The sequence below is a fragment of the Klebsiella quasivariicola genome (assembly GCF_002269255.1).
GTDB classification, from domain to species: Bacteria; Pseudomonadota; Gammaproteobacteria; order Enterobacterales; family Enterobacteriaceae; genus Klebsiella; species Klebsiella quasivariicola.
The window spans coordinates 1057257-1078257 of the sequence record NZ_CP022823.1; the positions used below are offsets into that span (position 1 = coordinate 1057257).

18 protein-coding genes are annotated in these 21001 nt (G+C 59.1%); 13 read left to right on the forward strand and 5 right to left on the reverse strand.

The annotated features are described in order from the left end of the window. The first annotated feature begins 66 nt into the window (after positions 1-66). From B8P98_RS05345 to B8P98_RS05375, 6 genes are all read left to right on the forward strand, one after another. Entirely contained in the window at positions 67-1473 is a 1407-nt protein-coding gene (locus B8P98_RS05345; protein ID WP_012540717.1) for an LLM class flavin-dependent oxidoreductase, read from the forward strand. Then, positions 1470-2492: a methionine ABC transporter ATP-binding protein gene (locus B8P98_RS05350; protein ID WP_080897087.1), complete on the forward strand. Its 1023-nt coding sequence runs from the start codon at positions 1470-1472 to the stop codon at positions 2490-2492. The genes B8P98_RS05345 and B8P98_RS05350 overlap by 4 nt, the downstream gene beginning before the upstream one ends. Beyond that, entirely contained in the window at positions 2489-3187 is a 699-nt protein-coding gene (locus B8P98_RS05355; protein ID WP_008806263.1) for a methionine ABC transporter permease, read from the forward strand. The genes B8P98_RS05350 and B8P98_RS05355 overlap by 4 nt, the downstream gene beginning before the upstream one ends. Continuing rightward, positions 3184-4062 (forward strand): MetQ/NlpA family ABC transporter substrate-binding protein, encoded by an 879-nt coding sequence (locus tag B8P98_RS05360; RefSeq protein WP_002915265.1) that lies wholly within the window; start codon positions 3184-3186, stop codon positions 4060-4062. The genes B8P98_RS05355 and B8P98_RS05360 overlap by 4 nt, the downstream gene beginning before the upstream one ends. A 193-nt stretch (positions 4063-4255) precedes the next feature. Then, positions 4256-5677 (forward strand): MFS transporter, encoded by a 1422-nt coding sequence (locus B8P98_RS05370; protein ID WP_004181124.1) that lies wholly within the window; start codon positions 4256-4258, stop codon positions 5675-5677. Between the two features lie 10 nt (positions 5678-5687). Further along, complete coding sequence (locus B8P98_RS05375; protein WP_025714655.1) at positions 5688-6911, forward strand: acyl-CoA dehydrogenase family protein; 1224 nt, start codon at positions 5688-5690, stop codon at positions 6909-6911. A gap of 44 nt (positions 6912-6955) precedes the next feature. On the opposite strand, the gene B8P98_RS05380 is transcribed toward B8P98_RS05375, so the two are convergent. The 5 genes from B8P98_RS05380 to queF all read right to left on the reverse strand — a co-directional run bounded on the left by B8P98_RS05380 (position 6956) and on the right by queF (position 13590). Next, on the reverse strand, positions 6956-7897 hold the full coding sequence (locus B8P98_RS05380) for an aliphatic sulfonate ABC transporter substrate-binding protein (RefSeq protein ID WP_025714653.1): 942 nt from the start codon (positions 7895-7897) through the stop codon (positions 6956-6958). Positions 7898-8034: 137 nt separating this feature from the next. Then, positions 8035-9402 (reverse strand): L-serine ammonia-lyase, encoded by a 1368-nt coding sequence (locus tag B8P98_RS05385; RefSeq protein ID WP_025714652.1) that lies wholly within the window; start codon positions 9400-9402, stop codon positions 8035-8037. A gap of 65 nt (positions 9403-9467) precedes the next feature. Continuing rightward, complete coding sequence (locus B8P98_RS05390; RefSeq protein WP_025713707.1) at positions 9468-10757, reverse strand: HAAAP family serine/threonine permease; 1290 nt, start codon at positions 10755-10757, stop codon at positions 9468-9470. A 508-nt stretch (positions 10758-11265) separates the two neighbouring features. Then, positions 11266-12633, reverse strand: a complete 1368-nt coding sequence (ppnN, locus tag B8P98_RS05395; RefSeq protein ID WP_008806258.1) for a nucleotide 5'-monophosphate nucleosidase PpnN — start codon at positions 12631-12633, stop codon at positions 11266-11268. Positions 12634-12744: 111 nt separating this feature from the next. Next, complete coding sequence (gene queF / locus B8P98_RS05400) at positions 12745-13590, reverse strand: NADPH-dependent 7-cyano-7-deazaguanine reductase QueF (protein ID WP_025713708.1); 846 nt, start codon at positions 13588-13590, stop codon at positions 12745-12747. A gap of 68 nt (positions 13591-13658) precedes the next feature. Here queF and syd point away from each other — a divergent pair, with 68 nt between their 5' ends. From syd to gudD, 7 genes are all read left to right on the forward strand, one after another. Beyond that, a complete protein-coding gene (syd, locus tag B8P98_RS05405) occupies positions 13659-14204 on the forward strand; it encodes a SecY-interacting protein (RefSeq protein WP_025713709.1) in 546 nt (181 codons plus the stop codon). Between the two features lie 632 nt (positions 14205-14836). Beyond that, positions 14837-15166, forward strand: a complete 330-nt coding sequence (locus B8P98_RS05410; RefSeq protein ID WP_025713710.1) for a YqcC family protein — start codon at positions 14837-14839, stop codon at positions 15164-15166. Beyond that, entirely contained in the window at positions 15166-15960 is a 795-nt protein-coding gene (truC, locus tag B8P98_RS05415; protein WP_025713711.1) for a tRNA pseudouridine(65) synthase TruC, read from the forward strand. The genes B8P98_RS05410 and truC overlap by 1 nt, the downstream gene beginning before the upstream one ends. A gap of 4 nt (positions 15961-15964) precedes the next feature. Then, a complete protein-coding gene (locus B8P98_RS05420; protein WP_025713712.1) occupies positions 15965-16408 on the forward strand; it encodes a flavodoxin in 444 nt (147 codons plus the stop codon). Positions 16409-16879: 471 nt separating this feature from the next. Then, positions 16880-18232, forward strand: a complete 1353-nt coding sequence (locus tag B8P98_RS05425) for an MFS transporter (protein WP_025713713.1) — start codon at positions 16880-16882, stop codon at positions 18230-18232. 2 nt (positions 18233-18234) lie between these two features. Further along, complete coding sequence (locus tag B8P98_RS05430) at positions 18235-19575, forward strand: enolase C-terminal domain-like protein (protein WP_025713714.1); 1341 nt, start codon at positions 18235-18237, stop codon at positions 19573-19575. 18 nt (positions 19576-19593) lie between these two features. Next, positions 19594-20934 (forward strand): glucarate dehydratase, encoded by a 1341-nt coding sequence (gudD, locus tag B8P98_RS05435; RefSeq protein WP_025713715.1) that lies wholly within the window; start codon positions 19594-19596, stop codon positions 20932-20934. Positions 20935-21001: the final 67 nt, after the last annotated feature.

Here is a 21001-nt window from a genome sequence, read left to right on the forward strand (position 1 = left end):
CCTTTATTTTCCCTGATTCATTTTGCCGCGTGCACCCCGGCGACGGGCCGCGCTATGGAGATTGCTATGTCATCACAACGTGAAATTCGTCTTAACGCTTTCGATATGAACTGCGTCGGCCATCAGTCGCCGGGCCTGTGGGCGCATCCCCGGGATCGCTCCTGGCAGTATAAAGATCTGGAGTACTGGGTGGATCTGGCGCGGCTGCTGGAGCGCGGCAAGTTCGACGGGCTGTTTATCGCCGACGTGCTGGGGATCTACGACGTGCTGAACGGCAGCGGCGACGCGGCGATCCGCCAGGCGACGCAGGTCCCGGTCAACGATCCGCTGGCCCTGATCACCCCGATGGCGCTGGTGACGGAGCATCTGGGCTTCGGCCTGACCGCCTCGCTGTCGTTTGAGCATCCTTACCCCTTCGCTCGTCGTCTGTCGACGCTCGATCATCTGACCAAAGGGCGGGTGGGCTGGAATATCGTCACCTCCTATCTGGAGAGCGGGGCGCGCAATATCGGCCAGCAGACTCAGACCGATCATGACACCCGCTATGACTATGCCGATGAGTATTTGCAGGTGATCTACAAACTGCTGGAGGGAAGCTGGGAGGACGGGGCGGTGCTGCGCGACAGAGAGCGGAAGATCTTCAGCGATCCGCGGAAAATCCATCCCATTAACCATCAGGGACAGTTCTTTTCCGTGCCGGGGATCCACCTCTGCGAGCCATCCCCGCAGCGCACGCCGGTGCTGTATCAGGCGGGGGCGTCCAGCCGCGGCAAACAGTTCGCCGCCGGCCATGCCGAATGCGTCTTCGTAGCAGCGCCGTCGAAGGTGCTGCTGAAGAAGACGGTGGCGGATATTCGCCGCCGGGCAGTTGAGGCGGGGCGAGATCCGCACAGCATCCTGATCTTCAACCTGCAGACGGTGATTGTCGGCGACACCGACCGCGAGGCGCAGGCGAAGTGGCAGGAATATAAGCAGTACGTCAGCTATGAAGGCGCGCTGGCGCTGCTCTCCGGCTGGACGGGGATCGATTTCGGCCAGTATCAGCCGGATCAGGTGCTGAAGTATCTGCACACCAACGCCATTCAGTCGGCGGTGGAGGCCTTTTCCACTGCGGACCCGAACCGGCAGTGGACGGTGCAGGCCCTGGCCGATTGGGCGGGGATCGGCGGCTTCGGTCCGCTGGTGGTTGGCAGCGCGCAAACCGTGGCGGACGAACTGCAGTCCTGGGTCGAAGAGACGGACGTCGATGGCTTTAACCTCGCCTATGCCGTCACTCACGAAACCTTCCGCGACGTCGTCGAGCTGCTGGTGCCTGAGCTGCAAAAGCGCGGCGTCTTTAAGCAGGAGTACCGCGAGGGGACCCTGCGCGAAAAACTGTTCGGCGCCGGCCCGCGTCTGGCCGCGCCTCACCCGGGCGCCAGCTACCGCCGCGATGCGCGCACGGCGGCATCGGTAGAGGAGAAGGTGACATGATCGCTATCGATGACCTGCATAAAAGTTACCGCACGGCGGATGGCCGGCTCAGCGCGGTGCTGAAAGGGCTGTCGCTGCAGGTGCCTGAGCGCTCCATCACCGCGGTGGTGGGGCCGAGCGGCGCCGGTAAATCAACCCTGGCGCGCTGCATCAGCCTGCTGGAGCAACCGGACAGCGGCAGCATTCGTATCAATGGTCAGGACCTGTCGGCGCTGTCCGGCGAGGCGCTGCGCCGGGAGCGGCGGGCGATTGGCACCGTTTTCCAGTCTTCGGCGCTGTTGAGCCGCAGGACCGCCTGGGAGAATGTCGCCCTGCCGCTGGCGTGGCTTGGTGTGGTGGAGCGCGATATTAAAGCGCGGGTCGGCGAGCTGCTGGAGAGCGTCGGCCTGAGCCACAAAGCCGATGCCTGGCCGGCTCAGCTTTCCGGCGGCCAGCGCCAGCGGATCGGCATTGCCCGCGCGCTGGCGCTGCGCCCGTCGGTTCTGCTGGCGGATGAAGCCACTTCCGGCCTCGATCCCCAGGCCACGGCCTCGGTGCTGTCCCTGCTCAAGCGACTGCGTGATGAGTACCAGCTGGCGATCGTCCTGATCACCCATGAAATGGACGCCGTGCGCTCGGCGGCGGATGCGGTGGCGGAGATCCGCGACGGGACGATCGTCCAGTACGGGCGGATCGAAGATCTGCTGGCGCGTCCCGATTCCCTGCTCGGCCAGCAGCTGTTGCCGCTGACGCCGGCGGCTACGGCCCACAGCGATCTGCTGCTGCGGCTGAGCTACCGCTGGGATGTGCCGGTGGCCACCGACTGGATCAGCCGCCTGAGCCAGCAGTGGGCGCTGCAGATCGATCTTCTTGGCGGCCACGTCGAGGTGATCAATGGTCGGCTGGCCGGTCGCCTGCAGGCCGGAGTGCGCTTTCAGGGCGAACGCCTGTCGCCCGCGCGACTGCAGGGCCTGCTGGCGCAGCTCGGCATTACGGCGGAGATCCTCGACAGCGCGCCGTTGCTCAGGGAGGCGGTATGAAACCGACAGTCATCAGCCAGGATACCCCCTGGGGCGAAATCCCTTCGCTGCTGCTCCCCGCCTATGGCGAAACCTGGCTGATGGTGGCCATTGTGATGCTGTTTGTCGTCACGCTGGGAGGGCTGGTGGGGGTGGTGTTGTTTAATGCCTCGCCGCGGGGCTTATTTCCGCACGCGCTGCTGTACCGGCTGCTGAACTGGGTGGTCAATATGGGACGTTCGCTGCCGTTTCTGGTGCTGATGGCCGCGATTATCCCGTTCACCTACTGGCTGACCGGAACCACGATTGGCATCCCTGCCGCGGTGGTACCGATGATCGCCGCCGGCGTCCCGTTCTTTGGCCGTCTGGTGGAGAACGCGCTGCGCGAGCTGCCGGCGGAGGTCACCGCGGTGGGGGTCGTCTGCGGCGGGTCGCGCTGGCAAATCATTGCCAGCGCGCAGCTCAGTGAAGCCTTGCCCGCGCTGGTGGCGGCGGTGACGCTAAACCTGGTCTCGATGATCGAGTATTCGGCTATCGCCGGGACCATCGGCGCCGGCGGCATCGGCTACCTGGCCGTGGTGTACGGCTATCAGCGCTTCGACAACCACATCATGATCGCGACAATCGTCGCCCTGATCGCCACGATCCAGTTGATTCAATTTTTGGGTGACCGTCTGGTCAACCGTTTACGCCACACGCAGGGGAACCTTGTATGACAACAGAGCAATTTGAGTTACGTAAAGCGCGGCGCTGGCCCTGGCTGGCGGCGCTGGCGGTGATTATCCTGCTCGCCATCGCCTTCTGGTGGTGGCGGGGACATACCCAAAGCCAGCAGGTGGTCTTCGGCAGCACGTTAAAAATTCACTACGAGCCGGCGATGGCCGGCGAGCAGCGGATCATTGAGTATATTAATCAGCATATTGCGCCCGATTACGGTCTGAAACTGGAGGCGGTGGGGGTGCAGGATCCGGTCCAGGCTGACCGCGCGGTAGCGGAAGGACAGTATGCCGGGACGATCTATCAGCATCAGTGGTGGCTTAAACAGGTGGTGGACGCTAACGGCTTTGCGTTGTCGACCACGGTGCCGGTGTTCCAGTGGGCGTTTGGCATCTATTCCGACCGCTACTCGTCGGTACAGGCGTTGCCCAACGGCGCGACCATTGTCGTGCCTGACGATGGCGCCAATCAGGGGCAGGCCCTGTGGCTGCTCCAGCGCATTGGGTTGATCTCGCTCGACCCGGCGGTGGAGCCGCGCACGGCGAAGCTGAAAAATATTGTCGGTAACCCGCATCAGTTTGTCTTTAAAGAGCTGGATCTGCTGACCATGCCGCGGGCGTTAAATTCGGTGGATGCCGCCATCGGCTATGTCTCGCAATTTGACGCCGGGAAAGTGCCGCGTGAGAAAGGCATATTATTCCCGCCGGCGCCGCGCACCTTTGCTTCGCAATTAGTGATTGGTACACCGTATTTATCGCAGGAAAATATCGTCAAATTAAAACAGGCTTTTTCTGACCCGCGGATCCAGACGTGGTTAAAAACCACCGATGACCCGCTGGTAAAAGACGTATTAGTTCCAGTGTCCGCGGAATAAGCGTCCTGCACGACGTCTCTTTTCGTTGTTATTTATTTCCCTTGAGGATGCGCGAAAGCGCGTCCTTTTTGTGCTGATAATATTTATTAACTTATTGAATATATTGATTTTTATAGAATGATTTGTTGTTTTGATTCTCGCCGCGCGCGGTCTATAACCGCTAATGACCTGCACAAAATAATAAGGTGAAAAAATGAGTACATTACCAGTGGATAATCCCGGTATCGCTTCGGTACCGGTCAGTAGCGTCGGGGATGTGGCGCGGCTAATTAATTCCGGCAAGGAACAAGCGAAATATGCGCGGATGATTGTCTTCCTCGCGCTGGGGGGCGTTTTTCTCGACGCATATGACTTAACCACGCTCTCTTACGGTATTGATGACGTTGTACGTGAATTTCAGCTTTCACCGCTGCTGACCGGCCTGGTGACTTCTTCCATTATGGTCGGGACCATCGTCGGCAATATTATCGGCGGCTGGCTGACCGATAAATATGGTCGCTATTCGGTCTTTATGGCCGATATGTTCTTTTTCGTGATTTCGGCTATCGCCGCCGGGCTGGCGCCGAACGTCTGGGTGTTGATTGGCGCCCGCTTCCTGATGGGCATCGGCGTTGGCATCGACCTGCCGGTGGCGATGTCCTATCTGGCCGAGTTTTCCCGCTTTGCCGGCAAAGGCAACAAAGCGGCTCGCCTCGCGGCGTGGTGCCCGATGTGGTACGCCGCCTCAACCGTCTGCTTTCTCATTATCTTCGGCCTCTATTTCCTGCTGCCGCAGGAGCATCTGGACTGGCTGTGGCGCGCCTCCCTGCTGTTCGGCGCCGTCCCGGCACTGCTGATTATTGCCGTCCGCAGCCGGTTTATGAATGAATCCCCGCTGTGGGCGGCGAACCAGGGCGATCTGACCTCTGCGGTGCGTATTTTACGCGACTCCTGGGGGATCCATGCCCATGAGGTTCCGGCGGCGAAGCCGGCGCCAGCGCCGAAAGTGAGCTTCCGCGTGCTGTTCGAAAAACCCTACCGCGAGCGGACTATCGTCGCCGGGGTGATGAATATCTGTATCTCCTTCGAGTACACGGCGATTGCCTTTTTCCTGCCGTCAATTCTTGCCCAGTTCCTTGGGGCTGGCGTCTTCGAAACCATTTCGGCATCGCTGGGGCTGAACGCCCTGTTTGCTTTTACCGGCGGGCTGCTCGGTATGCATCTGGCGTGGAAATATCCTTCGCGTCATGTGGCGATAGCCGGCTTCGCCCTGCAGTTTGTGGCGCTGATTGTGCTGGCGCTGGTGGGGCAACCGCACGCGACGGCAGGTATCGTGCTGGCTATCGCGATGCTGGGGCTGTGGCTGTTCGCCGAAGGGTTTGGCCCGGGGGCGCAGCTGATGATCTACCCGGCGCTCTCCTATCCCACCGCCATCCGTGCCACCGGAGTCGGCTTCAGCCGGGCGCTCTCCGGGATCGGCAGCGCGCTGGCGCTGTTTATTCTGCCGCTGCTGCAGGCCTCGCTTGGCACGCAGATGTTCTGGGTGGTCTCGCTTGCCGCCATTATTCCCATTTTCTTCCTGCTGGCGGTCCGTCATGAACCGACGCGAGAAGATATCGACGCAATCCATGAATAAGGAACCAAAGATGACCTTACTCTCCACAGGCACCGATTATGACGCGCTGGCGGCCGCCTTCCGCCCGATATTCACCCGTATCGCCCAGGGCGCTGCGGAGCGCGAACAGCAGCGCATTCTGCCCGATGAGCCGATCCGCTGGCTGAAGGAAGCGGGCTTCGGCACGCTGCGTATCCCGCGCGAGAAGGGCGGCTGGGGCGCTTCGCTGCCGCAGCTCAGCGCGCTGCTGATCGAGCTGGCGCAAGCGGACTCTAACCTGCCGCAGGCCCTGCGCGCGCACTTTGCTTTTGTGGAAGATCAGCTTAATCAGCCGGATTCCGCCGGGCGCGACCGCTGGTTTCGTCGTTTCCTCGACGGCGAGCTGGTGGGCAGCGGCTGGACGGAGATCGGCGCGGTTAAGCTGGGCGAGGTGAACACCCGGGTGACGCCGGCAGAGGAGGGCTGGCGTCTCGATGGCGAGAAGTTTTACAGCACCGGCGCGCTGTACGCCGACTGGATCGATGTGTTTGCCCGGCGCAGTGATACCGCCGGCGACGTGATAGCCCTGGTCAGCACCCAGCAGACCGGCGTGGTGCGGGAAGATGACTGGGATGGCTTTGGCCAGCGGCTGACCGGCAGCGGAACCACCCGCTTTACCGGCGCCCGGGTGGAAACCGAACATGTTTATGATTTTGCCCGGCGTTTTCGCTATCAGACCGCCTTCTACCAGCATGTGCTGCTGGCGACCCTCGCGGGCATTGGCCTGGCGGTTGAGCGGGATGCGGCGCAGGGCGTCAAACAGCGCTCCCGGATGTACAGCCACGGTAACGCCGCCGTGCCGCGCGATGACGCTCAGGTGCTGCAGGTCGTTGGGCAGATCAGCAGCTGGGCATGGGCGACCCGGGCCGCGGTCCTGCAGGCCGCGGAATCGCTGCAGCAGGCCTATATAGTGCACGCCAGCGACGACGACGCGCTGATCGCCCGGCGTAACCAGCTGGCGGAAGTGGAAGCGGCGCAGGCGCAGGTGATCGCCAGCGACTGGATCCCGCGGGCGGCGACGGAGCTGTTTAATGCCCTCGGAGCGTCGGATACGCGAACCCGCCTGGCGCTGGATCGCCACTGGCGCAATGCGCGGACGGTCGCCTCGCATAATCCGGTGATCTATAAGGCACGCAATATCGGAAACTGGTTGGTGAACGGTGAAGCGCCCACCTTTATCTGGCAGATTGGCAATGGTGAGAAAACGGCGGGGTAAGCCCATCGGCGGCGGGGGCGCAATGCCTCCCGCCGCCGGGAAAATTAAGGTTTATCCAGCGACCAGGTGGCGCTGCGCACGTCGACTTTTACCGGCAGCAGGCCGATGCGCGTAAAGGTATCCGCCAGCGCCTGCTGTTCGTTATACACCGCCGGCGTCATGCGTTCGGCACCATAGGGCAGGCGGGCCAGGGTCTTCAGCCAGATGGCTTTATCCAGCCCGGTTGAGGTTGACAGCAGCCCGGCGGCTTCGTCCTGATGGCTGTTCGCCCACGCGCTGAGTTTACCCAGCTCATCCACCACCTGCTTTGCTGTCTCCGGATAAGTATCCGCAAACTTACGGCTGGCGAGATAGAAGGTGTAGTGCGGCACCAGCCCCTCGGCATTGCGGATCTGCCGGGCTTTCGCGTTGGTTTCCACTTCTGCGAGGAACGGATCCCAGATCACCCATGCATCAATCGCCCCGCGCTGGAACGCGGCGCGGGCGTCCGCCGGCGGCAGGTAGACCGGGGTGATGTCTTTATAGCTGAGGCCCGCTTTTTCCAGTGCGGCAACCAGCAGGTAGTTGACGTCAGACCCCTTGTTCAATCCCACGCGCTTGCCTTTCAGGTCGGCCACGCTGCGGATTGCCGACTGTTCAGGCACCACAATCGCTTCCGTTTTCGGGTTGGCGGGGGAATGGGCAAGGTAGACCAGATCGGCTTGCGCCGCCTGGGCAAAGGCCGGAGGCGCATCGCCGGTGGCGGCCAGATCGATACTACCGACGTTCAGCCCCTCCAGCATTTGCGGCCCGGCGGGGAATTCGACCCAGCGTACGGCAATGCCCTGTTTTTTCAGGCTCTCATCCAGGGTGCCGCGATACTTCAGCAGCGCGAAGATATTCGCCTTTTGATAGCCGATGTTGACGGTTTCCGGCGCTTTGGCCAGCGCAGAGGTAGAGAGGGCGGCGAGGACCAGCAGCCAGGCGGGGCGGAATCGGTTGGACATTGTCTGTTCTCCTTAGCGTTTTGCGTAAGGTAACAAACAGCGCTTATAACCATTAAATAACTAAAATTTTATTGATATAACCAAAGTGGTGGTTCAGGGCGATGACCCGACACGCCGAGGCGTGCCGGGTACGAGGATTAATCGCAGGCGACGATCTTCATCGCCAGGCCACCGCGAGAGGTTTCCCGGTACTTGGCGTTCATGTCTTTACCGGTTTCGTACATGGTCTCGATCACTTTATCGAGGCAGACGCGCGGCTCGCTGGTCCGGCGCAGCGCCATTCGTGCGGCGTTGACCGCTTTCACGGCGGCGATAGCGTTGCGTTCGATGCAGGGCACCTGCACCTGGCCGGCAACCGGGTCGCAGGTCAGGCCGAGGTTATGCTCCATGGCGATCTCTGCCGCGATGCACACCTGACCCGGGCTACCGCCCAGCAGTTCCGCCAGACCGGCTGCCGCCATCGAGCAGGCGACACCCACTTCACCCTGGCAGCCGACTTCGGCACCGGAGATGGAGGCGTTCATCTTATACAGCGAACCGATGGCGCTGGCGACCAGCATATAGCGGGCCAGGGAGTTGCTGTTCACCTTGCGGATAAACTTGTCGTAGTAGGCCAGCACCGCCGGCACGATACCGCAGGCGCCGTTGGTCGGCGCGGTTACCACCCGGCCACCGGCGGCGTTCTCTTCATTCACCGCCAGGGCGAACATATTGATCCAGTCGACCACCGCCATGGGATCGCTGTTGGTGGTGTCCTGGCTCACCAGCATGCGGCGCAGCGCGGCGGCGCGGCGCGGGACGCGGAGTTTGCCCGGCAGGACCCCTTCGGTGGTGATGCCGCGCTCAATACCGGCGCTCATCACTTCCCATACTGCGGCGAAGTGTTGCTCAAGGGCTTCTTTGCTGTGCAGCGCCAGTTCGTTCTGCATCATCAGGCCGGAGAGCGACAGCCCGGTTTCACGGCAGTGACGCTGCAGGTCGGCGGCGTTTTTGTAAGGGTAAGGAACGGCAACCGGCGCCTCGGTAGTCTGGCCAAAGTGCTCCTCATCGACGATAAAGCCGCCGCCGATAGAGTAATACGTCTGGCTGTAGAGCACTTTGTCGCCGGCCAGGGCGGTGATGCGCATGCCATTCTCATGCAGCGACAGATTGTCGGCATGGAAATTCATGCACTGATCCACCGGGAAGTCCACTTCGTGCTGACCGTTGGCCAGCATCAGGCGGCCATGGGTATTAACGTCCTGAATAAAGCCCGGAATGGCGTCGATGTCGACGGTATCCGGCAGGTTGCCGGCGAGTCCCATGATAATCGCGATATCGGTATGGTGGCCTTTACCGGTCAGGGAGAGGGAGCCGTAGACGTCGACGACGACTTTGCTGACGTCGGCCAGCAGGCCGCGCGCGATCAGGTCGTCAGTGAATTGTTTGCCCGCTTTCATCGGTCCAACGGTATGGGAGCTGGAAGGGCCAATGCCGATTTTAAAGATATCGAATACGCTGATCATATGTATTCCCGTGCTGTCGGAAAGCGCGCCGCCGTAAAGCGGCGCGGGGGGAGGCGTTGAATGAATTAGCTGAACAGCGAGTAGAAAATCGCGGAGATGGCAATCAGGCCCATAATCACCACGAAGACGTTGCTGATATGGCCGCTGTATTTACGCATCGCCGGCACTTTCTGAATCGCGTACATCGGCATCAGGAACAGGATCATCGCGATAATCGGGCCGCCCAGTGTCTCGATCATCCCGAGGATGCTCGGGTTCAGGGTTGCCACAATCCAGGTGGTGATCAGCATGAACAGCGCGGTCAGCTTGTTCAGTTTGTTGATTTCAATCGATTTGCCTTTACTGCGCAGGGATTTAATCACCATGCCGTTAAAGCCTTCGCGGGCACCCAGATAGTGGCCGAGGAAGGATTTAGTGATGGCGATCATCGCGATGATCGGTGCCATCCAGGCGATAACCGGCGCGTTAAAGTGGTTTGCCAGGTAAGACAGAATCGAGATGTTCTGTTCTTTCGCTGCGGCGAGGTCAGCCGGAGAGAGGCTCAGGACGCAGCTGAAGACGAAGAACATCACGGTCAGCACCATCATGATGTGCGCGCGAGCGAGGATGCTGGAGCATTTCTTCTCAGCGCCTTCGCCGTACTCTTCACGTTTGGCTACCGCGAAGGAAGAGATGATCGGCGAGTGGTTGAAGGAGAAGACCATCACCGGGATCGCCAGCCACAGGGTCATCAGCAGGCCGTTGCCGGTAACGGAAGCGCCGCTCAGGGAGAGCGTCTCCAGCGCCGCGCCGTTCCACTGCGGGATCAGATACAGAGCCAGCACCATCAGCGCGATAACGAACGGGAACACCAGCACGCTCATCGCTTTCACAATCATCTGCTCACCGAAACGCACGATGGTCATCATGCCGACGATCAGGATCAACGACAGAATGGCGCGCGGCGGCGGCGTCATGTGCAGCTGATGCGCCATGAAGGTTTCGACGGTGTTAGTGATCGCCACGCTGTAAACCAGCAGGATCGGGTAGATAGCGAAGAAGTAGAGCAGGGTAATCAGCTTACCTGCGCCCACGCCGAAGTGTTCTTCCACCACTTCGGTGATGTCTTCGCCCGGGTTTTTCCCGGAGAGGACGAAACGGGTCATGCCGCGGTGAGCGAAGAAGGTCATCGGGAAGGCCAGAATCGCCATGATAATCAGGGGGATCATGCCGCCGACGCCGGCGTTGATCGGCAGGAACAAGACGCCCGCGCCAATCGCTGTACCGTACAGGCCCAGCATCCACATGGTGTCGGTTTTACGCCATCCGCTGCGGGTTTCGCCCGAAACGATGGTGCTGGTTTGAGTGGTTTCCATCTGTATCTCCTGGAGGAATCAACAAAATCTAATGAATAAATACAATTGCGTAACACGAAATTCGTTTAATTACGGTCTTTTTAGAAATTTTCTCCGTAATAATTGGGCCGGAAAGATACATTTATATGGTTTATGCATCAGTGATCGCGATCTCAAATGCAATAATCCACTTTCAATGTGCGTATTTTTAGTCCAACAGCCTGTTTTTGGTGATCAGCCAGCGATTTGTGGCGCGCAGGCTACCATTTGCAGCATATGAGATAAAAGCGTAGCGGCGTAATAACGAGGGATTTACTGTAAAAAAGAGAAGCAGTCGACGTTTTTGCGCTTAAAACCATTTTTTACAGTGATAATTGTCGCAGTTTTTACAAACGCAAACGTTTGGCTATGTAAAAAAATTCCAGGTATTTGATGGGTAACAGAAAGCTTTTTGGCGCGTTCTGGAAGCCAGAGGAGGAGGGCCCGCCGGGGCAGACATCAGGCGATGCCCCGGCGGGAAAGCAGAAGATCAGGCGATGATTTCGTAGCAGGGAATATAGGCGGTGCCGCCCGGGAGCTTCATGCGGTGCTGGGCGACGAAGCCCTGCAGCAGATCGTCCATACGGCGCATCATCTCCGGATCGCCGTGGAGTTTGTAAGGACCGTACTGCTCAATGGCCTGGATACCCACCTCTTTGACGTTCCCCGCGACAATGCCGGAGAAGGCGCGACGCAGGTCGGCGGCCAGCACTTCCACCGGCTGGTCCGGAGAGAGTTTGAGATTGGCCATGTTCTCGTGGGTCGGATCAAACGGCATCTGCAGGTCCGGCGAAATGCGAATCGACCAGTTGAAGCTGTAGGCGTCATCGGTCTCGCGACGGCTCTCTTTCACCAGCGGCATCGCTTTTTTCATCTGCCGCGCCACTTCCGCCGGATCGTCGATGATGATCCGGTAGTGGCGACGAGCGGATTCGCCCAGAGTATGGGTGATAAACTCGTCCAGTACGCGGAAATAGTCGGCACTCTCTTTCGGTCCGGTGAGGATCAGCGGCAGCACCTGCGCTTTATTCTCCGGATGCATCAGAATGCCCAGCAGATAGAGCAGCTCTTCGGCGGTGCCGACGCCGCCCGGGAAGATAATGATCCCGTGGGCGATGCGCACGAAGGCTTCCAGACGCTTTTCGATATCCGGCATGATGATCAGCTCATTGACCAGCGGGTTTGGCGGTTCCGCGGCGATAATGGACGGCTCGGTCATGCCGATAAAGCGGCTGTCTTTGTAGCGCTGCTGCGCATGGCCAACGGCGGCGCCTTTCATCGGCGCTTCCATCGCGCCAGGCCCGCAGCCGGTGCAGATGTTCAGTTCCCGCAGACCCAGCTGCGTACCGACACGGCGGGCGTAGAGGTACTCGTTCTCGTTGATCGAGTGGCCGCCCCAGCAGACGATCATGTTCGGCGCTTCGCCGACGTGCAGCGCGCGGGCGTTGCGCAGGATCGAGAATACCAGGTTGGTAATATGGACCGAGCTTTCCAGATCGAGGTTCGGGAAGCGAACCGTATTGTGGATCTGGCCGTAAACGAACAGGATATCGCGCAGCACGGCGAACAGGTTGGCCTGCAGGGAACGGATGATGCGCCCGTCAACGAAGGCCTCCTCCGGCGGGTTGATCAGTTCCAGCTTCACGCCGCGTTCGCGACGCAGCACGTTAATATCGAAATTTTCAAAACGGGAGAGCAGCTCCTTGCTGTTATCGGTCAGGCTCCCCGAGTTGAGCACCGCAAGCGAGCAGTTGCGAAAGAGTTGATACAGGTCACTGCTGGCGGTGCGCTTAAGCATATCCACTTCCAGCTGCGACAGCATATCCATTGAACCAAGCGGGCTAACATGTGTAATCAAGTGAACTCCTTACAGGACGCTTATCGTCTTCCTGAGATTACAATAGCCCTGTGAACCGCGTTTCCACAACCTTGCGCGCGTCTAAACGCACGCAAATTGTGAAATTGTTTATTATTGTCGGGCGAGGCGGCCGGTGGCAGGGGAAAAGTCGCCGTTGCTGCGCCAGGGGTTAATATCCAGCCCGCCGCGTCGCGTGTAGCGCGCGTAAACGGAAAGCGATTCCGGCTGGCAGAAACGAAGAATATCGTTAAAGATGCGTTCGACGCACTGCTCATGGAATTCGTTATGGTGGCGGAATGAGACCAGATAGCGCAGCAGCTGCTCGCGGTCGATTTTTGCCCCTCGATACTGGATCTGCACCGAGCCCCAGTCCGGCTGATGGGTGATAAGACAATTGGATTTCAGCAGGTGGCTGACCAGCGTCTCTTCCACGATTTTGCCGCTGGCGGCGCCCTGCAGGTAGTCGGCGCTGAACTGATAGTTATCGATCTCGATATCCTGATCGTCGATGCAGGTGCCGTGCAGATGGGCGATCGGCTGGCCTTCCAGTTCATCCAGTCGATACAGCGACACCTTGACTTCACCCTGCGCGCAGGCGCTCAGATCGCGAGTCAGCGTCTCTGCAACGTCCTGCCAGCTGGCGAAACGGGTCTGGTTAAAGCTGTTGAGATAGAGCTTAAAGCTTTTCGACTCCACCAGATTAACGCTGGTATCAGGCAGCTCGACGTGGCCGACGGCCACCTGCGGCAGACCTTTGGCGTTGAGCCAGGAGAGTTCGTACAGCGTCCAGATATCGGCGCCGTGAAAGGGCAGGTTATCGGCATGCAGGCCCAGCGGGTCGCGATTGAGGCTACGCGGGACGCCCTGCAACAGCGAGGCGTCATAGGTATCGCGGTAATCGGTTGATTTACCGAGCGTCAGGCCGGCGAGCGCCTGATGATTATCGTAAGAAGACATGTTTCACCATAGTAAAGCGGGTACACTATCTTCCCAGTGTATCCTGTCTAACGTGAAGAGAGAAACCGGTGGACCATCAGACCGCAGAAGCGCTACGCGCTTTTACCCAACGTTATTGCGCCGCCTGGCAACAGCAGCGTAACAGTCTGCCGCGCAGCGAAGAGCTTTACGGCATCCCGTCGCCTTGCGTCGTCGATACCGAGGCTGAGGCTGTTTTCTGGCAGCCGCAGCCGTTTACGCTGGCGCAAAATATCAGCGCAGTTGAACGCGCCCTGGATATTGTGGTACAACAGCCGCTTCATTCTTATTATACCACTCAGTTTGCCGGCGATATGACCGGCCGGTTTGCCGGCGAAACGCTGACGCTGTTGCAGACCTGGAGTGAAGAGGATTTCCAGCGGGTGCAGGAAAACTTAATCGGGCACCTGGTGGTACAGAAGCGGCTGAAGCTGGCGCCGACGCTGTTTATCGCGACCCTCGAGAGTGAACTGGATGTGATTTCCGTCTGTAATCTCAGCGGCGAGGTGATCAAAGAGACCCTCGGCACCGCCAAACGCATTACCCTTTCTCCCTCGCTTGCGAGTTTCCTCAACCAGCTTGAGCCGGTTCTGTAAGCCAGTCTGCTTAGTCATTTGTGAGAGATCTCTTACAAAACCTGTAAGAGATCGTCATCATTTAAGGCAAATTTAATCCACCCTTTTTTTAGTAAGTTATTGGTATTGAATTAGATCTTAATTTTTTCGTCCTTTTGAGTGGGGACTAATCTTAAGAGATTGTCTCAAGAAGGGTTGTAAGACGAGGCAGAATCAGTGATCCTATGTCTGTCGACAGGGAGTCGCGAAATGAAGCGAACATCAGGATGATGGCGCTTCTGCAGGACCCGCCAGGATGGCGTTGCAAGGACAGGCTTCAGGATGAAGCAAGGATAACGCAGGATCGCGTAATGGACACCTCCAGGATGGAGAAAGAGAGCCGCTCAGGATGAACGGTGGATCAGGAAGATCGGGACAAACTTAAGGATAAGTCATTTCGCATCGGGGTGGTGTGAAAGCAGGATGCACTTGTTTAAGGATGAACGTGGTCAGGAGACCTTAGGAAAAGTTTTCAAGGACGAGCAGGGAGCACCAATGTAGCGGGACTGCTGCAAAACGAACCGGGAGCACTGTTTATACAGTGCTCCCTTTTTTTATTTCTCCTGCGGATTTGCTATCCTGCGCGCGGTTTTTAACTCATCGAGGTTTTCCCCATGACTCTTCACGATAGCGTGCGCGATCGTCTGCGCGCCATTGAAGCCCTGCTGCGCGAAACAGAGCACTGGCAGGAGACGGCGCCGGACAACAGCGCCTTCGCCAGCGATAAGCCGTTTTGCCTGGATACCCTGGAGCCGCTGGAGTGGCTGCAGTGGGTCCTGATCCCGCGTATGCACCAGCTGCTGGAGAGCGGTCAGCCATTGCCGCAAAATTTTGCCGTTGCGCCTTATTACGAGATGGCGCTGGATCAGGCGCACCCGGTTCGCGAATCCATGCTGGCAGAACTTCTGCTGTTAGATGCGCTGTTTGCCGGTGAGCAGGCCTGATGCTGGAGATTATCTACCAGGACGACTGGCTGGTGGCGGTCAACAAACCGTCGGGCTGGCTGGTCCATCGCAGCTGGCTCGATCGCGACGAGAAAGTGGTGGTGATGCAGACTGTGCGCGACCAGATTGGCCAGCACGTTTTTACCGCTCACCGCCTCGACCGGCCCACCTCCGGCGTGCTGCTGATGGGGCTGTCGAGCGAGGCGGGCCGCCTGCTGGCGCAGCAGTTTGAACAGCACCAGATCCAGAAGCGCTACCATGCGATCGTCCGCGGCTGGTTGATGGAAGAAGCGCTGCTGGATTACCCGCTGGTGGAAGAGCTGGATAAAATCGCCGATAAATTTGCTCGTGAGAACAAAGATCCGCAGCCGGCGGTGACCCACTACCGTGGCCTGGCGACGGTGGAGATGCCGGTGGCGACCGGGCGTTATCCCACCACGCGCTACGGGCTGGTGGAACTGGAGCCGAAAACCGGCCGCAAGCACCAGCTGCGCCGCCATCTGGCCCACCTGCGGCACCCGATCCTCGGCGACAGCAAGCACGGCGATCTGCGGCAAAACCGCAGCGCCGCGGAACATTTCGGCTGTCACCGCCTGATGCTGCACGCCAGCGAACTGTCGTTAACCCACCCTTTTACCGGCGAGCCGCTGACGTTGCGCGCCGGTTTTGACGATGTCTGGATGCGCGCGCTGTCGCAGTTTGGCTGGCGCGGGCTTCTCCCGCTAAATGAAAGGGTTGAGTTTGCCGACGACTGCGGTCAGGATGAAGAGAATAAGGTCAATCCAGGGAGATAATAGCATGGCGGAAGTCGGAATTTTTGTCGGCACCATGTATGGCAACTCGCTGCTGGTCGCGGAAGAAGCAGAAACCATTCTGAGCGGGCTGGGGCATAAAGCGACAGTATTTGAAGACCCGGAAGTGAAAGACTGGGAATCTTATACGGGGAAATATGTGCTGGTGGTCACCTCCACGACCGGGCAGGGCGACCTGCCGGACAGCATCGTTCCCCTGTATGAGGGGATCAAAGATATGTATCAACCCCATCTGCGCTACGGCATTATCGCGCTGGGCGACAGCACCTATGCTAACTTTTGCGGCGGTGGCCTGAAGTTCGATCAACTGCTGCAGGAGCAGGGCGCGAAACGCATCGGCGAGATGCTGCAGATTGACGCCAGCGAAGATCCGGAGCCGGAAGGCGTTTCCAATCCATGGGTTGAGCAGTGGGCCACCCTGCTTGAATAAAAGCGCTGCCCTCTCCCTACGCAGAGGGCGCCCTTTCCACACGTCGCGGCCAGATACGCAGACGCAGAAATTGTAGCGCTTTCCGCGCACCACGCCTTTAGGCAAACGCCACAATATCCCTAGCAATATCATGGGCTAAGCCAGCCAGTTTCACCGGGTCAAGAGAGGCATTTCACACTCCGGCCCTTTTTACCGCGCTTTTGGCCGCAGGCGGCGCTGGTTTTTCATTTCCGTGAACTTCCCCCCATTCTTTCAGGCATACGCCATAAACCGCCTGCTATGGCGGCAAAAAAGCTGTGTAGATGCACGGTGAGCCGCGAAGTGCCTCTTCATATACTGCTCCAGCCAGTGATAAATGCAGTGCCAGATATAACGACAACTATCAAAACACGACCACGTCATTCTGATTACCCTACAGGTTGTGCTGTTCAGAATGAACGTAGCTAAACGCTATGATTCAGGAGTACAACAATGAGTTCATTAAGTCAGGCGGCGACGGCGGCTGAAAAGCGCACCAACGCCCGCTACTGGATAGTGGTGATGCTGTTTATCGTCACCTCTTTTAACTATGGCGACCGGGCGACGCTGTCGATCGCCGGTTCGGAAATGGCCAAAGATATTGGCCTCGATCCTGTTGGCATGGGTTATGTGTTCTCTGCCTTCTCATGGGCTTATGTCATCGGCCAGATCCCGGGCGGGTGGTTGCTTGACCGCTTCGGCTCCAAGCGCGTCTATTTCTGGTCGATCTTCATCTGGTCGGTGTTTACTCTGCTGCAGGGCTTCGTCGACATCTTTAGCGGCTTTGGCATTATCGTTGCGCTGTTTACCCTGCGCTTCCTCGTCGGCCTTGCCGAATCGCCGTCATTCCCCGGCAACAGTCGGATCGTCGCCGCCTGGTTCCCGGCACAGGAGAGGGGAACGGCGGTATCGATTTTTAACTCCGCTCAGTACTTTGCCACCGTTATCTTCGCCCCGATCATGGGCTGGCTGACGCATGAGGTGGGCTGGTCACACGTCTTCTTCTTTATGGGCGGGCTGGGGATTGTGATTAGCCTGGTGTGGTTGAAGGTGATCCACGATCCGAACAACCATCCGGGCGTGAACAAGAAGGAGCTGGAATATATTGCCCAGGGCGGGGCGCTGATCAACATGGATCAAAAAGGTAGCGCGCAGAAAGTACCGTTCAGCGTCAAAATGGGTCAGATCAAGCAACTGATCGGATCGCGGATGATGGTTGGGATCTATATCGGTCAGTACTGTATCAACGCCTTAACCTACTTCTTTATCACCTGGTTCCCGGTTTACCTGGTGCAGGCGCGCGGCATGTCGATCCTCAAAGCGGGCTTTGTCGCATCCATTCCGGCAGTGTGCGGTTTTGTCGGCGGGGTGTTGGGGGGGGTCATTTCCGACTGGTTAATGCGCCGTACCGGCTCGCTGAATATTGCGCGCAAAACGCCGATCGTGCTGGGCATGCTGTTGTCCATGACCATGCTGATGTGTAATTACGTGAATGTGGAATGGATGATCATCGGCTTTATGGCGATGGCCTTCTTTGGTAAAGGCATCGGCGCGCTCGGCTGGGCGGTGATGGCGGATACCGCGCCGAAAGAGATTAGCGGCCTGTCCGGCGGTCTGTTCAACATGTTTGGCAATATCTCCGGTATCGTCACCCCGATCGCCATCGGCTATATCGTTGGCACCACCGGCTCGTTCAACGGCGCGCTGATTTACGTCGGCATTCATGCCCTGGTGGCAGTACTGAGCTACCTGGTGCTGGTGGGCGATATCAAGCGTATCGAACTGAAACCTGTAGCGGAACGTTAATCATGACTACCCAATCCAGCCCGATTATTACTGAGATGAAGGTCATTCCGGTGGCCGGCCAGGACAGTATGCTGCTGAACATCGGTGGGGCCCATAACGCCTGGTTTACCCGCAATATCGTGGTATTGACCGATAACGCCGGTCACACCGGCGTTGGCGAAGCCCCCGGCGGAGAGGTTATTTACCAGACGCTGCTGGCGGCGATCCCGCAGGTGGTGGGGCAGGAAGTTGCCCGACTCAATCGCGTGGTGCAGCAGGTGCACAAAGGCAATCAGGCGGCGGATTTCGACACCTTTGGCAAAGGGGCGTGGACCTTCGAACTGAAGGTTAACGCCGTGGCGGCGCTGGAAGCGGCGCTGCTCGACCTGCTCGGCCAGGTGCTGAAGGTGCCGGTCTGCGAGCTGCTGGGGCCGGGTAAGCAGCGTGATGCCGTCACCGTGCTGGGCTATCTGTTCTATATTGGCGATCGACAGAAAACCGACCTTGGCTATCTGGACCACACGCCGGGCGATCATGAATGGTACCGCCTGCGCCATCAGCAGGCGCTGAGCAGCGAGGCGGTGGTGCGTCTGGCGGAAGCCGCGCAGGATCGCTATGGCTTCAAAGATTTTAAGCTCAAGGGCGGCGTGCTGCCCGGCGAGCAGGAGATCGATACCGCCCGGGCGCTGAAAAAGCGCTTTCCGGACGCGCGTATCACCGTCGACCCTAACGGCGCCTGGTTGCTGGATGAGGCCATCGCGCTGTGCAAAGGGTTGCAGGATGTTTTGACTTACGCCGAAGATCCGTGCGGCGCCGAGCAGGGATTTTCCGGTCGGGAAGTGATGGCCGAGTTCCGCCGCGCCACCGGGCTGCCGGTCGCCACCAATATGATCGCCACCAACTGGCGCGAAATGGGCCATGCGGTGATGCTCAACGCCGTCGATATCCCGCTGGCGGACCCGCACTTCTGGACGCTCTCCGGGGCGGTACGGGTCGCGCAGCTGTGCGATGACTGGGGGCTGACCTGGGGCTGCCATTCCAACAACCACTTTGATATTTCCCTGGCGATGTTTACCCATGTCGGCGCTGCCGCGCCGGGTAACCCCACCGCCATTGATACCCACTGGATCTGGCAGGAGGGCGACGCGCGCCTGACCAAAAATCCGCTGCAGATTGTGAACGGTAATATCGCCGTACCCGACGCGCCGGGACTCGGCGTGGAACTTGACTGGGAGCAGGTGCGTAAAGCCCATGAGGCCTATAAAGCGCTGCCGGGCGGCGCGCGCAACGACGCGGGCCCGATGCAGTACCTGATCCCCGGCTGGACTTTCGACCGCAAACGTCCCGTTTTCGGCCGTCACTAATTAAAAAAGGATGATGCTATGACGACTTTTACTTCAACGCCTGTTGTCACCGCTATGCAGGTGATCCCGGTTGCCGGCCATGACAGCATGCTGATGAACCTGAGCGGGGCGCACGCGCCGTACTTCACCCGCAATATCGTAATTATCAAAGATAACGCCGGCCATACCGGCGTCGGTGAAATTCCGGGAGGCGAAAAAATTCGCCAGACGCTGGAAGACGCGATTCCGCTGGTGGTGGGTAAAACGCTGGGTGAGTATAAAAACGTGCTCGGCGCGGTACGCAACCAGTTTGCCGACCGCGACGCCGGCGGCCGCGGCCTGCAGACCTTTGACCTGCGTACCACCATTCACGTGGTAACCGGGATTGAAGCCGCGCTGCTGGACCTGCTGGGCCAGCACCTTGGCGTCAATGTCGCCTCGCTGCTCGGTGATGGCCAGCAGCGCAGCGAAGTCGAAATGCTGGGCTATCTGTTCTTTATCGGTAATCGCCACGCGACGCCACTGGCCTACCAGAGCCAGCCGGACGAGCAGTGTGAGTGGTATCGCCTGCGCCATGAAGAGGCGATGACGCCGGATGCGGTGGTCCGCCTCGCGGAAGCGGCGTATGAAAAATACGGCTTCAATGACTTTAAGCTGAAGGGCGGCGTGCTGGCGGGTTTTGAAGAAGCAGAGGCGATCAGCGCCCTGGCGAAGCGCTTCCCGAATGCCCGCGTGACCCTCGACCCGAACGGCGCCTGGTTGCTGGAGGAAGCCATTCAGATTGGTAAACAGCTCAAAGGCGTGCTGGCCTATGCGGAGGATCCGTGCGGCGCTGAACAGGGGTTCTCCGGGCGTGAAGTGATGGCTGAGTTCCGTCGCGCGACAGGCCTGCCGACCGCGACCAATATGATCGCCACCGACTGGCGGCAGATGGGTCATACCTTATCCCTGCAGTCGGTGGATATCCCGCTGGCGGACCCGCATTTCTGGACCATGCAGGGGTCGGTGCGTGTGGCGCAGATGTGCCATGAGTTCGGCCTGACCTGGGGCTCACACTCCAATAACCACTTCGACGTGTCGCTGGCAATGTTCACCCACGTCGCGGCAGCGGCGCCGGGCAAGATCACCGCTATCGATACCCACTGGATCTGGCAGGAGGGTAACCAGCGTCTGACCAAACAGCCTTTTGAAATCAAAGGCGGTATGGTGCAGGTTCCGAGCACGCCGGGCCTGGGGGTTGAGCTGGATATGGACCGCGTAATGCAGGCAAATGAGCTATATAAGAAACATGGTCTTGGCGCCCGCGACGATGCGATGGCGATGCAGTACCTGATCCCGGGCTGGACCTTTGACAACAAGCGTCCCTGCATGGTGCGCTAAATGGCCGCCGGCCTCTGCGGGGGCCGGCATTGCGCGACAGCACCAGGGGTTAGCTCAGAGTAAGGAC